The 15,017-nt window shown below is 41.3% G+C and carries 13 protein-coding genes; 6 read left to right on the top strand and 7 right to left on the bottom strand.

Annotation, left to right across the window (positions count from 1 at the left end):
- The first annotated feature begins 38 nt into the window (after nt 1–38).
- The gene (locus RM049_RS05390) at nt 39–860 is read left to right on the top strand and encodes an Rpn family recombination-promoting nuclease/putative transposase (RefSeq protein WP_322703437.1); all 822 of its coding nucleotides are present in this window, start codon (nt 39–41) and stop codon (nt 858–860) included.
- A 63-nt stretch (nt 861–923) separates the two neighbouring features.
- Here RM049_RS05390 and RM049_RS05395 read toward each other — a convergent pair whose 3' ends face one another.
- Nucleotides 924–2,000 carry a PIN/TRAM domain-containing protein gene (locus RM049_RS05395; RefSeq protein ID WP_322675407.1) on the bottom strand — a complete coding sequence of 359 codons (1,077 nt, stop codon included), beginning with the start codon at nt 1,998–2,000 and terminating at the stop codon, nt 924–926.
- 405 nt (nt 2,001–2,405) lie between these two features.
- Between RM049_RS05395 and hemW the strand changes: the two genes are divergently transcribed.
- A complete protein-coding gene (gene hemW / locus RM049_RS05400) occupies nt 2,406–3,587 on the top strand; it encodes a radical SAM family heme chaperone HemW (RefSeq protein ID WP_322689178.1) in 1,182 nt (393 codons plus the stop codon).
- A 10-nt stretch (nt 3,588–3,597) separates the two neighbouring features.
- Nucleotides 3,598–4,485 carry a UTP--glucose-1-phosphate uridylyltransferase gene (locus RM049_RS05405; protein WP_322689177.1) on the top strand — a complete coding sequence of 296 codons (888 nt, stop codon included), beginning with the start codon at nt 3,598–3,600 and terminating at the stop codon, nt 4,483–4,485.
- 200 nt (nt 4,486–4,685) lie between these two features.
- Here the strand turns inward: RM049_RS05405 and RM049_RS05410 are convergent, their stop codons facing one another.
- Nucleotides 4,686–6,080, bottom strand: coding sequence for a hypothetical protein (locus RM049_RS05410; protein ID WP_322703438.1), 1,395 nt, complete (start codon nt 6,078–6,080; stop codon nt 4,686–4,688).
- A 274-nt stretch (nt 6,081–6,354) separates the two neighbouring features.
- Between RM049_RS05410 and RM049_RS05415 the strand changes: the two genes are divergently transcribed.
- The 3 genes from RM049_RS05415 to RM049_RS05425 all read left to right on the top strand — a co-directional run bounded on the left by RM049_RS05415 (nt 6,355) and on the right by RM049_RS05425 (nt 8,824).
- Nucleotides 6,355–7,479, top strand: coding sequence for a THUMP domain-containing class I SAM-dependent RNA methyltransferase (locus RM049_RS05415; RefSeq protein ID WP_322702308.1), 1,125 nt, complete (start codon nt 6,355–6,357; stop codon nt 7,477–7,479).
- Nucleotides 7,480–7,830: 351 nt separating this feature from the next.
- On the top strand, nt 7,831–8,097 hold the full coding sequence (locus RM049_RS05420) for a hypothetical protein (protein WP_322683440.1): 267 nt from the start codon (nt 7,831–7,833) through the stop codon (nt 8,095–8,097).
- A gap of 460 nt (nt 8,098–8,557) precedes the next feature.
- The gene (locus RM049_RS05425; RefSeq protein ID WP_322675413.1) at nt 8,558–8,824 is read left to right on the top strand and encodes a hypothetical protein; all 267 of its coding nucleotides are present in this window, start codon (nt 8,558–8,560) and stop codon (nt 8,822–8,824) included.
- A 3-nt stretch (nt 8,825–8,827) separates the two neighbouring features.
- On the opposite strand, the gene RM049_RS05430 is transcribed toward RM049_RS05425, so the two are convergent.
- The 5 genes from RM049_RS05430 to RM049_RS05450 form a co-directional block, all read right to left on the bottom strand.
- Nucleotides 8,828–9,067 (bottom strand): hypothetical protein, encoded by a 240-nt coding sequence (locus tag RM049_RS05430; RefSeq protein ID WP_322703439.1) that lies wholly within the window; start codon nt 9,065–9,067, stop codon nt 8,828–8,830.
- Nucleotides 9,039–9,920 carry a hypothetical protein gene (locus RM049_RS05435; RefSeq protein ID WP_322703440.1) on the bottom strand — a complete coding sequence of 294 codons (882 nt, stop codon included), beginning with the start codon at nt 9,918–9,920 and terminating at the stop codon, nt 9,039–9,041. Before RM049_RS05435 ends, RM049_RS05430 begins: the two co-directional genes overlap by 29 nt.
- 663 nt (nt 9,921–10,583) lie before the next feature.
- Nucleotides 10,584–12,194 carry an NAD(P)/FAD-dependent oxidoreductase gene (locus RM049_RS05440; RefSeq protein ID WP_322703441.1) on the bottom strand — a complete coding sequence of 537 codons (1,611 nt, stop codon included), beginning with the start codon at nt 12,192–12,194 and terminating at the stop codon, nt 10,584–10,586.
- 202 nt (nt 12,195–12,396) lie between these two features.
- Complete coding sequence (locus RM049_RS05445; RefSeq protein ID WP_322703442.1) at nt 12,397–13,887, bottom strand: helix-turn-helix transcriptional regulator; 1,491 nt, start codon at nt 13,885–13,887, stop codon at nt 12,397–12,399.
- Between the two features lie 281 nt (nt 13,888–14,168).
- Nucleotides 14,169–14,873, bottom strand: coding sequence for a hypothetical protein (locus RM049_RS05450; protein ID WP_322703443.1), 705 nt, complete (start codon nt 14,871–14,873; stop codon nt 14,169–14,171).
- Nucleotides 14,874–15,017 lie beyond the last annotated feature (144 nt).

Consider the following 15,017-nt stretch of genomic DNA (forward strand, 5'->3'; position numbering starts at 1 on the left):
ATCATGCGAACCCATCTGCACCAACTACACTAATTCAGATGTTTGACAATATCTGCAAGTTTTTAGTTGAGAACTTCTCCAGTGACTTCGCTACATGGTTATTAGGCGAATCTATTAATTTAACAGAACTAAGTCCAAAAGAATTATCTCTCGAACCGATTCGGGCTGATGCTCTAATTCTGTTGCAGTCGGAGCAAAGCATATTGCATTTGGAATTTCAAACCCAAGTCGATGCAGAAATTCCTTTTCGGATGATTGACTATCGATTACGAGCATATCGCCGCTTTCCAGACAAAGCAATGCATCAAGTTGTAATTTACCTCAAGCAAACAAATTCAAATTTGGTGCAACAAAATACATTTACAATTCCTGGGACACGACATGAATTTGCAGTTATCAGACTTTGGGAACAACCTACAGAAGTATTTTTGAGAACACCTGGACTCTTACCTTTAGCGGTCTTAAGCAATACAATCGATCCAGAAGTTATACTTACCGAAGTTGCACGGGAAATTAACGGGATTACAGAATTAAGAACTCAAAGTAATATTGCTGCTTCTACAGCGATTTTAGCTGGTTTAGTATTAGATAAAGAGGTTATTAAACGAGTTTTGAGGTCAGATATTATGCGCGAGTCAGCGATTTATCAAGACATTCTACAAGAAGGTAAAGCTGAAGGCAAGGCTGAAGGTAAGGCCGAAGGTAAGGCAGAAGGTAAGGCTGAAGGCAAGGCTGAAGCTTTACTTGAAGTGGCAAAAAATCTATTTAGTACTGGTATGCCATTAGAACAGATTGGCAGAGTCACAGGGTTATCAATTGAGCAGTTACAGTATTTACAGGCAAGTGAGTCCAATCAATAAATAATCGGTGCAGTCAACCTACACCGATTACCAAGTGTCACTTGAATTGAACATCCCATTGTTTCACGCCAATGCTGAAGCTTGGGGTTTGGCAAAAATCATTCTTCCTGCTGTAGTTTGCAAAGCACTGGTAACTACTACTCGCAGTTCACCACCCACATAACTGCTACCTTCTTCAACAACTACCATTGTGCCGTCATCTAAGTAGCCAATGCCTTGACTGGGTTCTTTACCTTCCTTGAGGATTTTTAAATCCAGGTTGTCGCCAGGTAAATAACTGGGACGGACAGCATTCACTAAATCATTCACATTCAAAACAGGTACTTTTTGAACACTGGCGACTTTAGACAAGTTGTAGTCGTTGGTTAGCAGTGTGCCGCTAATTTCTTGGGCGAAGCGTACTAACTTGGCATCCACTGTGGGAATATCTTCGTAGTCAATTGTATTAATCAGGATGCGATCGGGATAATCTTCCTTAATACGATTGAGAATTTCTAGTCCTCTCCTTCCCCGCACCCGCTTTTGGTCTTTGCTAGCATCCGCTACTTGTTGGAGTTCTTGCAAGACAAACTGCGGTACGAGAATTTGCCCTTCTAAAAACCCTGTTTCTAGTAAGGCTTCAATACGACCATCAATAATACAGCTAGTATCTAGAACTTTGGTATTGGCTGGTTTTAATGTTCCTTCCACTACCATCGATTCAACGGTGTTGGGATTAATGAACCGCAATAAGCCTCGCCCGTGGGTGTCTGCCAAATTCATGCCAGTGACGGAGAGGATGATACTACCGACAACTGCCACCAATGGCTTAATAAATCCAAAATCCGCCGGGATCGGGAGCAAAAATAGTGGGGCTAGCATCAGGTTGGCTAGTAATAGCCCAATCACTAAGCCAATGGCACGAGTTAAAATCGCTTCCAGAGGCATTTCTTTGACTTGTGATTCTAGGCGACGATATGTCGTCTGGAAACTCAGCCCGATCGCACCACCAATAATAGCGGCAAAGACGGCAACAACTAAGCGTAAAGCTTCTAGATTCGTTACCTGATCTAGCGCCCCATTGGGTAGTAGTTCAATGCTGTAGAACCCTATTCCCGACGCTGCTAGGATAAATGAGAAAATAATAATGGCGTCAAGCATGGTTGTCTTGTTTTCCTGTAACTGTGTTAACCGATAAAGTTAAGTATTTTTTATTTTATCGGTAAGATAAACCTATCAACATTGACTTACACTAAGGTTTTAGGCTGACAATATCTGCAATTATTATAACTAAAGGTTTTTATCTTAATATTTTTCATTGTTTTGTTGTAAAAAGACAAAAACTTGTAAATAAACTACTTATTTTGTAAGAATTCAGAATCCAGAATCTAAAAGTCAGAATTAAGAAGACTTTGATACCTAAACTTAATAAGTTTAATAAAATCAAGAAGTCATTACACGCTTGATTTGACAATTATTCTGGCTTTTGACTCCTGACTCCTGAATTCTTATCTCATTTTCATTGTCTCTAATTCGCAGTTGGATTCACTTAAAACTTTTCTCAAAATGAGTAAAACATTTAGTATTTCTGGAATTGCGAGTTCTGCTTATGTGCATATTCCCTTTTGCAGACGGCGCTGTTTTTATTGTGATTTCCCGGTATCTGTTGTGGGCGATCGCTTGCGGGGCGAAACATCTGGTACTATCTCCCAATATGTTGAGGTGCTATGTCAAGAAATTGCCATTACACCAGCATTTGGTCAACCTCTGAAGACAATTTTCTTCGGTGGTGGTACTCCTTCGTTGCTCTCAGTAGAGCAGCTACAACGAATACTGACAGAGCTACAGAAGCATTTTGGGATTGCGTCTGGGGCAGAGATTTCTATGGAAATTGACCCAGGTACCTTTGATTTAGCCCACATAGCAGGCTATCGCAATGCAGGCGTGAACCGGGTAAGTTTGGGCGTACAAGCCTTTCAATCAGAATTATTGCAAAGGGCGGGGCGATCGCACTCAGTTGAAGATATTTTTGCAGCTGTGGAACTAATCCACCAAGTCGAGATTCCCGTATTTAGCTTAGACTTAATTTCTGGGTTGCCGCATCAGTCTTTAGATCAATGGCAAGATTCCTTAGAAAAAGCCGTGGCGATAGTACCCACTCACATTTCCATTTACGATCTTACCATCGAACCAGGTACAGCCTTTGGTCGTTATTACAAACCTGGCGATACTCCTTTGCCTACGGATGAAGCCACAGTCAAAATGTACCAGATGGGGCAGCAGGTTTTAACTAGTGCAGGTTATGAGCATTATGAAATTTCCAATTACGCTCAACCTGGTTATCAGTGTCGCCATAATCGAGTGTATTGGGAAAACCGTCCTTATTATGGCTTTGGCATGGGTGCGGCGAGTTATGTTCAGGGGAAACGCTTCACTCGTCCGCGCAAAACTAAAGAGTATTACCAGTGGGTACAAGCTGGCGGTGTAATTGATTGTGATGTAACCCCCCCAAAGGAAGTATTGTTAGAAACGTTAATGTTGGGGTTGCGTTTGGCAGAAGGTTTGAGTTTGGCGGCGTTGGTAGAGGCGTTTGGCGAAGAGAAGGTGGAGGAGATTTGTCGGTGTTTGCAATTGTATTTTGAAAAAGGTTGGGTGGAAGTTGCACAGGGAAGATTGCGTTTGATCGATCCCCAAGGGTTTTTGTTTTCTAATGTGGTATTGGCAGAATTGTTTGAGAAGTTGGGCTGACGAACTGTTTATGCAAAAAAATAAAGTTAGAAAAGCTGTAATTCCGGTAGCTGGTTTCGGTACTCGTTTGTTTCCAGCTACTAAAGTTGTCAAAAAAGAACTTTTCCCGATTATCGATCGAGATGGTAGGGCAAAACCTGTGATTCTTGCAATTATTGAAGAGGCAATTAGTGCTGGAATTACAGAAGTAGGGATTGTGGTGCAGCCAGATGACAAAGAAATATTTGCAGATTTCTTGAAAAACCCACCCAAAAAAGAGCTTTTAGAGAAACTTTCACCACAAAATCAAGAATATAGCCGATATCTCGAAGATTTAGGTAGCAGAATTACCATTCTGTTACAAGAGGAACAATTAGGCTATGGTCATGCAGTATTTTGTGCCAAGGATTGGGTACAAAATGAACCGTTTTTGCTCATGTTGGGCGACCACATTTATGCATCTGACATTGAAAAGTCTTGTGCTAGTCAAGTTTTAGATGTTTACGAACAAGTTAATCAAAACGTTGTTGGCTTAACTACAATGCCAGCAGAAATTATTCATCAAGCTGGGTGTGTAACAGGAGTTTGGCAAGAGTTAAACTCGATTTTGTCAGTTAGACAACTGTATGAGAAACCGACTATTGAGTATGCACAACAGCATTTACGTGTAGAAGGAATGTCAGAAAATAATTTTTTATGTATATTTGGCTTATATTTACTAACGCCGAAAATTTTTGACTTTCTCGCAGAACATATCAACCAAAATTTCCGAGAACGAGGTGAATTTCAGTTAACATCTTGTCTTGAACAATTGCGTCAGGAAGAGGGAATGACAGGATATGTTGTTAAAGGCAAGTGTTTTGATACAGGTTTGCCAGATACTTATCGGCAGACAATGATTGATTTTAGAAAAATATAGATTAATCTTAGTTCAATTTGTTTATCTGGGAGGCTCTCACTTTTTAAAATAGTTCAAATAGATAGTAGTCTATTGAGGTAAGCAGAGGCATCTTGAAAATATAACGTTTAATTTGCTCCTGGCGATCGCCTCTTTTTTTGTGAAAGCAGTTTTCAGGTAGATGGGTTACAAAATGCAGAACTCTAAATCAAACACAAACCTTAAAAAACTACCTCAAAACTAGCGGTAGTTAGAGCAGGAAAAGAGGTAGCATCCAATTGTGCAAATTTACCCCCGGAATTAATCTCAGCAAAATCATCCGCCGAACCATTAGGGTTATAAAATAGACTACCATTTGCGCTATTATAAACGATCGCTGCACTACTACTTGCAGCTAAAGTATCGTTTGTCACTGTGGCAAAGTCTGCGGAATCTAATTGAGTCGGAAAAACCGAGTTACTTAGAGCTGTAAAGGTAGATTTAGATAGTTGGATCTTGTCTTGCTCAGGATTGAAGTCACTAATAACATCAACTCCGAGTTCCCTAATATTAAACTTCGATCCTGTTGCAAATGCAAACTTATCTGAACCAGCGCCTCCTTCTAGTAAGTCGTCCCCACTATCTCCCTGTAGGTAATCGTTCCCTTGATTCCCGCTCAGAATATCTTTTCCACTACTGCCAAAAAGAATATCATCACCTCTGCCCCCCAGAAGGTTGTCGTCACCACTACCCCCATCTATTTTGTCTGCACCAGTTCCACCAAAAAGGATGTCAGAACCTGCCCCCCCATCAATGTAATGATTACCAATAACCCCAGAAAGCGAAATACTGTCATCACCATCCCCAGCAAAAATAACTTTATCGCCAGCCGAAAAATCCGCTCTACTAAAGGTATCGTCTCCCTTGGTTGTAGTGACATCAGTACCGATCGCATTTCTAGCTCGAGCAACTGCCTCTTTTATGACATCAGCAAGATTTTCACTTGTAGAACCAAGAGTTAGTACACCACCTCGACCAAGCTGGGTAACTAGTGTCTCGTAATTGGCTGCAACATTACTTGTAGTTAGAAAAATTGGAATAATGTTATTTGCTTCTAGCGCAGTTTTTACTTGTCCGACCTGTGGATAATCTTCAAAAGCATCAGCTATTCCATCTCCATTATTGGCAATAGTATCACTTGGAAGAACTGCTGCGCGATCGCCGGCAACGTGATAAGTACCATCGGTGGCTATTAGAATAACACGAAATGAACCTACTCTGTAACCAAGACTGCCGCTATTTAAAGCTGCGAACAAGAGTGCAAATAATTGTGATTCTGGCCCATCATTGCCACCAAAAGCTTGAAAGTTAAAGATTTTGTCTTTAATTGTTGTGACATTATTTGTCAAAGTGACTTCTGGTTGATATACATAGTCAGCGTAACCTCCAAAAGGCGCAAGTGGCTTATCCTTGAAAGAGGCAATACCAAATTTCAGGTCATCACCAAATATATTTGCTAATGCCGGGTTGGTTAAGCGATTTACTGTCGCCGGAAGTACGGTTTTCAGCTGGACTAAATTCTCGTCAGATGACGATGTTAAGTCTTGCAGCAGAATAATATCAGATACTAAACTCACAGTTTTTCCCTCTGACTATTTTTATTGATGGGTTGTATTGCAAAGTGCCTGAATGCTATTTCAGCTTGATATTAGCAGGGTTAATTGATTTAAGATAGTCCTTAAACTGAAGAAAATATAATCTCTTTGAAAAAATATTTGCTGTGTCCTGACTACTGCCTCTACCCTACTCAGGTTATAATCGCAGACTTAACGAGAGAGAATGTTACAAGATATAAGTTAAGCTAAAGTGCGTCAATGGGTAAGCACTGAAAATAATGCTTTGGATTAGAGGATGAATCAGTATTTTGCAACGGTTGCTCGCGGATTAGAAACCCTTGCGGCTCAGGAGTTAGAGCAACTGGGTGCCCATTCCGTAGAGCCGGGGTTTTGCGGTGTAGCCTTTGAGGGCGATCGCACTTTACTTTATCGCGTCAATCTCTGGGCTAGGCTGCCGTTCCGAATCTTGGTGAATATCGATGAGTTTCCATGCCTTGATGCCAAGGATCTCTATCGCGGTATCCAAACTATCGATTGGCAAAACTATCTCACGCCAGATATGACGCTGGCGGTGAATGTCACGGGCAAAAACGATCGCCTCAACCACAGCCACTTCACATCTCTTCAGGTGAAAAATGCGATCGTCGATCAACAAAAAGAAAATCTGGGTGAACGTTCAAATGTAGAGCTTCATGAACCAGATGTGCGGGTTAATGTTCATATTGAACGCGACTTTTGTACCGTTAAACTCGACAGTTCGGGAAATAGTCTGCATCGCCGAGGCTACCGTCCGGCGGTGGGAGTAGCCCCTCTCAAGGAATCTCTGGCTGCTGCCCTGATTCAACTTTCAAGTTGGCAACCAAACCAGATGTTCTACGATCCTCTGTGTGGATCTGGCACTTTACCTCTGGAAGCTTGCTTAAAGGCACTAAATATCGCACCAGGACTGTTTCGCGAATCCTTTGGATTTGAAAATTGGCTCGATTTTGACCTGCCCCTTTTAGAAAAACTCCTCCAAGAAGCTAAAGACAGCCAACTTGATAGCCTGAGCGCACCTATTTGGGGAAGCGATCGCGATGAAAATATAATTGAGCAAGCGATTAACAATGCTCAAAATTGCGGCGTTGATAACCATGTATGGTTTTCTCAAATGGAACTTGCCGATGTTGTCGCCCCCGCAGATAGTGGGATTTTATTCTGCAATCCACCTTATGGCGAACGCCTGGGGCGAGATCGCGATCTAGGAGCATTTTACAAACTTTTAGGCGATGTGCTGAAACAACGCTTCAAAGGCTGGACTGCCTTTGTCCTCAGTGGCAACAAGGAACTGTCTCAATCGATTGGACTAAAATCATCCCAGCGAATTGCGGTGTACAACGGAACGCTGCCTTGTCAGTTAATGAAATATGAGTTGTATTAAGAAAATTGTCGGTTTGTAGTATGTTAAAGGCGATCGCTCTCAACTACTTCTGCTGAGTAAAAAATACATTGCCTGAAAATTTTGTGACACTGGGGATGTGCTGTATTATTGGAGTTTGTAAGAACCGCGACCTAAATCTGCTGTTGCATGGCATTGGCTATCTCGATAAACTCAATCTGAATCGGTGATATTTTTAATACTTTTTAACAAATTTAAATTAAGTCAAACAAACTTGAAACTATGTATAAGTCTATATTTTAGCAGTTAGTGTAACAACTTTTGAAACAAGTGGCAGTATAATCAATGACTGACAATCTGCAATTTATTTATCGTTAGAAGGCAAGGCTATTTATGTCAGACCAATTCACCTTTACCGTTACCAATAAAACTGAATTGGCAATTACAGAGTTGTGGGTATCTGTAGATGATAAAGAGTGGGCTTCGTTTAACTTGGGTGAGTTAGGGATTCCAGCAGGTGAAACAGCAACAATTGCTTGGGCTGAATATACGAATGGTTCGCCTTGTGAATGGTACATCTCTGCTGTATTTGAAGATGAATCAGAAACTGAGTCAGCCTTATTTAACTTCTGTAAAGAACCAGATTTAACAATCAAATAAATTCTGCACTGCGATCGCCACCGGAAAGGGCGTGTACGCCATCGCGCTTGATACATGATTGCATATTGACTCCAGACATAAAAATAAAAGCCCTACCTCGAAAGTATCTAAGTGCAGCTTGATATTAGAATTAACATGTCCCTTTTAGAGAAGTTGCTCGAAGAAGTTAGGGACAGCCTGTGAAACGCCCTGACTGCGCCTATTTGGGGAAGCGATCGCTCTCAACTATTTCTGTTAGATCGTAAAGACGCGATAAATTATTGTAGAGACGGCGATTCATCGCGTCTTACCTGTGATATTTTTAATACTCTTTAACAAAATTAAATTTAGTCAAAAAAAGATTGAAACTATTCCTGAATCTATATTGTGGGAGTTTGCATGACAACGCTTTAAAAAAGTGGCAGTATAATCGGTGACTGACAACCTGCAATTTATTTATAGCTAAAAGGCAAGGCTATTTATGTCAGACCAATTCACCTTTACCGTTACCAATGATACCGAACAAGCAATTACAGAGTTGTGGGTATCTGTCGATGATGAAGAGTGGGCTTCATTTACCTTGAGTGACTCAGGGATTCCATCGGGTGAAACAGTAACAATTGCTTGGGCTGAATATACGAATGATTCGCCCTGTGAATGGTACATCTCTGCTGTATTTGAAGATGAATCAGAAACAGAATCAGCCCTATTTAACTTCTGTGAAGAACCAGCTTTAACAATCGGATAAATTCTACACTGCGATCGCCACCGGAAAGGGCGTGTACGCCATTGCGTTTGATACATGATTGCATATCGACTCCAGACATAAAAATAAAAGCCCTACCTCGAAAGTATCTAGGTGGGGCTTGATATTAAAATTGACATGAGCCGCAAGCTTAGTTGGTGGTGCGTTCAAATCTAGCTGCTTGAGTAAACAAATAAAGCTGGGTTTGTCATTTGGCCTAATTTGTCGGGCTGAAACAGGTTTCATCCTTGCCGATCAGACAAAGCTGTTTCTGACCTAGATCGGTTTTGAATTTCACCTGATAAGTTTCGTTTTCCGCAGGCAAAGTTTTCGTGTAGTTATTCGCTCTGTCGCACGAAAAGTCACGAGTGAAAGTTGCTGGAGACCAGTTAATTGTCATCGTACTGCCGCTCAGACTGGCTTTTCCTTTTCGAGATTGGAAAATTTGCTGGTTGCAGCTGCCGTTCATTACGTTCATTATTCCTGTAAATTCGACCGTTCCGTTCGGCAAAAATTGATAAGTGAAACGCGAACCGTTCGATCCGATATATGTACCATTCGTACTTATAGCACTGTTTCCGGTACGCGTCCAAACCCATTTTCCAACTAACGACGAAATCTCTCCAACGCTACCAGATGAATCATCAGTATCATTTGAAGCAGTTTCGCCCGCGTGAGCGCTATCGTAAACAGACAGCAAAAGTTTAGCTTCCGCATCATTCGGTAAATTTCGTAATTGCCCTACAAATTCTCCGTTAAATGCCTGCCGAATCCGGCTTTGTTCCTCTTCGGTCTTAGCAAGAGCTTGTGTATAATTGGAAATTAGATTGTCAATGCTTTTTCTAGTTCCATCTGGGTCTTTGCGAAACTCATTTAATTTTATTGACTGATATTCATTACGCTGCTCGCTAGTGAATTTTCCTGAAAAGACCCATTCGTAAAAAGCGATAACTTTGTCAATATCAGATTTGTTGAGAGATTCGTTTTGAGCCGTTACTAAAACTTTAGTTCCAGCAGCTTGGGCAGAAATCTTTATAGTCGCTCCGTCCATCAAAACGATAGATAAAAATAAGATGGAAAAATATTTGAATTTGTTCATTATTACTATAATTCTATTGCCATGAAATTAATGTTCCCTGTGAATGGGGAGTTTACATGCAAATTTACACCTGTAAATGTGTGAGGCATTAGTTAGGTTGCGATGAAATTAATTGTAAACGTTCAGGGGGTACAAATAATAATAAAAACACCCAAGGCTAAATAATTCGTATTACGTTCGCAAGCTGCCAGAACTTATCAATAGTTAAATCAAGCTATTATAAATGCACTTAATGCATTGACTCAAAAAAGATATTAGGGCTAGTACAATATAGAAGTCATTTCTGTACAAATAAGGAATATCTATACTCAGTAAGCTAATTAATTGTAGAAGCAGGTATATGTCTATTTGCTGGATAAAGTTCGACTGAAATTAAGTTGTTAATTGTTGTAATAGTATTTGCAATACAACTTCATTTAACGTGAGTTCGACGGCTCTAAAAACCCCACTTCCATTCCTCTCCCCCACAGGGAGAGAGGCTTTGAAACCCTAATTTTTTCGTTGTCAACTAAAAATATTTCTGCCCCTCTGTGCCTCAAAGAGGGGTTGGGGAGAGGTTCATCGAACTCACGTTCATTTAGAAACTTCCTTTCAACTCAAAATCGGATGCTGAGATTGCGTAGTTTATCACTGTAGGCATCGCATTCACTATTTTAGATTTTACTAATTGCAATTCTTCAAAATACTTAAAGCCATCGCCTCCGCTACCTTGATACCATCGATACCAGCCGAGAGAATTCCCCCTGCATATCCCGCGCCTTCACCAGCTGGATAAAGACCGACGGTATTTAAACTTTGATAATCCTCTTTGCGTTTAATCCGAATCGGTGATGACGTGCGGGTTTCCACCCCAGTCAACACGGCATCGTCCATTGCAAATCCTTTAATTTGTTTGTCAAAAGCGGGAAGTGCTTCACGAATGGCTGCGATCGCATAATCTGGTAAACTCTCACTCAAATCACCCAAATGTACCCCAGGTGTATAAGACGGTTTAACTGTGCCAAATGCTGTAGAGGGGCGATGGTTGAGAAAGTCTCCCACCAACTGCCCTGGAGCTTCATAAGTTCCACCGCCCAATTCAAATGCTCGTTCTTCCAAGCGCCGTTGAAAGTCAATTCCCGCCAAAGCATTCCCCGGATAATCTTCAGGTGTGATACCCACAACGATCGCACTATTGGCATTGCGTTCATTGCGAGAGTATTGGCTCATCCCATTGGTGACGACTCGCCCCGGTTCTGATGTAGCTGCAACCACCAAGCCCCCCGGACACATACAAAAACTATAGACGGAACGACCATTTTGGCAGTGGTGAACCAGTTTGTAATCGGCAGCACCTAAAAGCTTATGACCCGCCTGAGCGCCGAAACGACATTGGTCAATGAGATACTGGGGATGTTCGACTCGAAAGCCGATAGAAAATGGTTTCTGCTCTATGTAAACTCCACGATTAAATAGCATTTGGAAGGTATCACGGGCGCTATGACCTACCGCCAGAACCACATAATCGCTGGCGATATATTCCCCACTGGCGAGGGTGACTCCACGCACCTGTCCATTTTCGATGTTGATATCTTCCACTAGGCTTTGAAAGCGAATTTCACCGCCGAGGGATTCGATTTTGGCACGCATACTTTGGACGATTCCCACCAGTTTGAAAGTGCCGATATGCGGTTTGTTGATATAAAGAATTTCTGGTGAGGCTCCCGCATTGACGAGTTCGGTTAGTACCTTGCGTCCATAATGCTGAGGATCTTTGACTTGACTGTAGAGTTTGCCATCGGAAAATGTACCCGCCCCACCTTCGCCAAACTGGGCATTAGATTCTGGGTTGAAATCTGATTTTTTCTTCCAAAAGCCAAAAGTATCAGCAGTGCGATCGCGGACTTGTTTGCCACGTTCTAAAACGATCGGACAAAAGCCCATTTGTGCCAGCATCAAACCTGCAAATAAGCCACAAGGCCCAGTACCAATCACGATGGGGCGAATCGCCAAATTGCTTGGTGCTTGTGCCACTGGGCGATAACTCATGTCTGGCGCGATCATCACATGAGGATCTTTTTTCAGGCGCTTGAGTAGATGAGTTTCCTGAGTCGTTTCTACATCCAGAATATAAACAAGGGTAATCTCTCCTTTCTTACGGGCATCGTAGCTACGCTTGAAGATGGAATAGCTGATCAAATCTTCGTCTGTGATTTGCAGCTTTTTGAGGATGGCAGTCTTGATGGCATCTTCAGGATGATCGAGCGGGAGCTTTACTTCTGTTAGGCGTAACATAGCGAGGAGAAATGCATACTGTCTATCAAAATATTAACAACAGAGGCAGGAAGCATGACGAATACTGCCTTTTGCCGAAACCTTAGATAAACACTAACTTTTCACGTCATGGAAAAACTTAACGTTCCTCCCGACACAGTTGCAACGAGTAATAATACGTAGCAATAATTACCTCAGAGAAACAAGAAAAGTTTAGTTGAAATCAATACCTGTTAAGGTGTAGTTCCAATGTATTGAGCAACTTAGGCAAGTCCTTTTGAGAAACCTGACGTGTACCCGTCTCGACTGCATCAACCCAGGAAACGCTTTTCTCCATCGTTGTAGCGAAAAATGCTCTAGACCAACCTTTTGCTTTTCTCGCTCCTCTAATGACATTACCTGATAGAGGCTGGATATTGTTTGCACTCAGTTGATTCGAGTCCACAGTCAAGCGTTCCTGTACTTCTGCTGGTAAATGAAAACGCCATCTAGAATTGAGTATTTGATTCCAGTAACCTATAGGTCTTTTAGCAGTTTTGCTGCTTGTTAACCAAGCTGGGCCTGTTTCGAGTTCTGCTTGCCATCCAGCTTCTTTGACAACTTTCAAGTCAGTTTCCAAATCATCAGCCATTTGCCGTCTAAGCTGTCTGTCTTGCTCTGCTGTTGACACTTTGTCTGCACCGTAAGCAATCTCCATCAGAGTCTTCCCCATTACACAATCCTGGAATTCCGGTTTGATTTGGAAGGTTAGCCAAACTAGCATTCTAGCCGCGCCAGCATTTTGTTTACCAATACTAAATAGTTTCTGTACGGTTTTCTTGGTAATAATTCCAGTGTGGTAGTGATATTTAGATTTATTGAGGAAGTATTTTGTCCATACTCCAGCTTGACCTATTACCTTTAAACCTACTAGCTTGTTATTGCCAGTTTTATCTGTTTCAAAATCTCGTATTATGCTGATGTCCCAAATCTTTAAATCAGCAACAGTAAAAGCTCCTACTTTACCCTGTTTAGGCGATGCAATACAAGCTAGTACTTGAGCAGGTTGGCGTAACAAGGAGTACAAAATACTCAATTTTTCATGCTTGCATAAATCCCTGCGTTTAACAAGCCCTGTGTATTCAAGTAGTTGCTTATCATCAATTACAAAATTACCTGACCAAGGTTTATCTAGGCTAGCTACTAAGGCACAGTAAATCAGGTGAATAGCACACGCCCTTGGATCGAATTCGTTTATAACAACTAAAGCTGCCTCTTCTGCCAGAGTTTCTGGTTGTGGAGTTTCGGGATTATCTGTCACATAGTAAAAGATTTTTCCTTTTCCAGTTTCAGCTTCTCTTTCATAACTAAAAGTCTTATTTACTTGACCTTTCCATGACAGATTCATTTTTTGAGATAATACTTCGGCAACTCCATACAAAACTAGCGACAATGCAGCAATATTAGTCTTATTATCAGGAAATAAAGAAGCTTTTTTGAATTGCCGAGGTTTTGCTGAATCCTGGTAATTTAATTCTAAGTTTTGCTCAGATTTATTAACTCTGTCTTGAAGAGTAATTTGCTTTGATGATTGAGTAGTTGGGTCTTCTAAAAATTCTTCATCAAGAGCAACGTTAGTTTCTTTTTGATTTGGATTACGGGAAATAGTAATTCCCATGACCTGGTGAAATAGATGCAGAAGTTTAATATATAATGTTTTTGCTAAGTGTTTCATTTTCCTACTACCAATTTGCTGCTCATGTAGGTAATTTACAATGATGAAATAAATAAAGCCTGAGTTTCTTCTAATTGACCTTGCTAGAATATAACTCTCAGCCGCTTTGAGTCGCTTTAAACGATCGCCAACAATCCAAGAGATTTTCTACTAAGTGATACTAATCTAATAAAAAGTGGTCAAGTAAAAAAATTTGATTTTTACTTGACCATAATTATCAGTGATGAGTTCAAGCTTTCACTGATTGTAATTACGAATTGCAGCTTTGCTGCTTCAGGTTACTAGCGGTACTGTTGGTCAGCCGGATCGCCGTAGGGGTCTTGGCTAGCTGGACGGACGTTACCATACTGTCCGTAATCCGCCGGATCGCCGTAGGGGTCTTGGCTAGCTGGGCGGACGTTACCATACTGCCCGTAATCCGCCGGATCGCCGTAGGGGTCTTGGCTAGCTGGGCGGACGTTACCATACTGCCCGTAATTTCCTTGGTTGCCTCTTTGCATCAACTTTTTCATAGCTAGGGCGGCGATACCAGCCATCGCTCCCTTCGCTAATGGATTGCTCATAATGTTACCACCTTGACCACCCATAAAGCTCCCCGCAGCACCACTCATAATTTGACTGAGTATATCTGGTTGTTGCTGGTGAACCCGGCCTGTCGTTTGAGCAAGATAATTTGGGTCTTGAAAGCGATCGTCTATACCATCTTGGTTTAGATCGGGAAAATTCAAGTTTGAAGAGCGCGTCTGCTGTTGAAGAGAGCGACCAAATTGCATCCGCTCTTGTGGTGACATCCGACTAAAGGCTTCTTGTGCAGATTCCTGATAAAGGTCTGGAGGTAACTGTCTAGATACTTGCTGATAACGGTTTAAAACTTCTTCATCTGAGTATCCCTCATGAGGTAAACCTTGCTCATAGCGATTGACAAAATTGCGGTAGTCATTTTCTGGAACCTCACCGCCACCAAATATTTTTTCTAATAAATTCATTTGTGACTCCTAAACTGTGATTTTACTAAACTATCAACGGTAAAGTAATTACTTTCAATATATTAATTGTTATATTTTTTAAAAATCATCTATCAAAGGTTACTCTTACTTTGATAAAAGTATAACTATTAGTATATAAAACTC

The sequence above is a fragment of the Nostoc sp. DedQUE04 genome, assembly GCF_034530995.1.
Lineage (GTDB): Bacteria > Cyanobacteriota > Cyanobacteriia > Cyanobacteriales > Nostocaceae > Nostoc.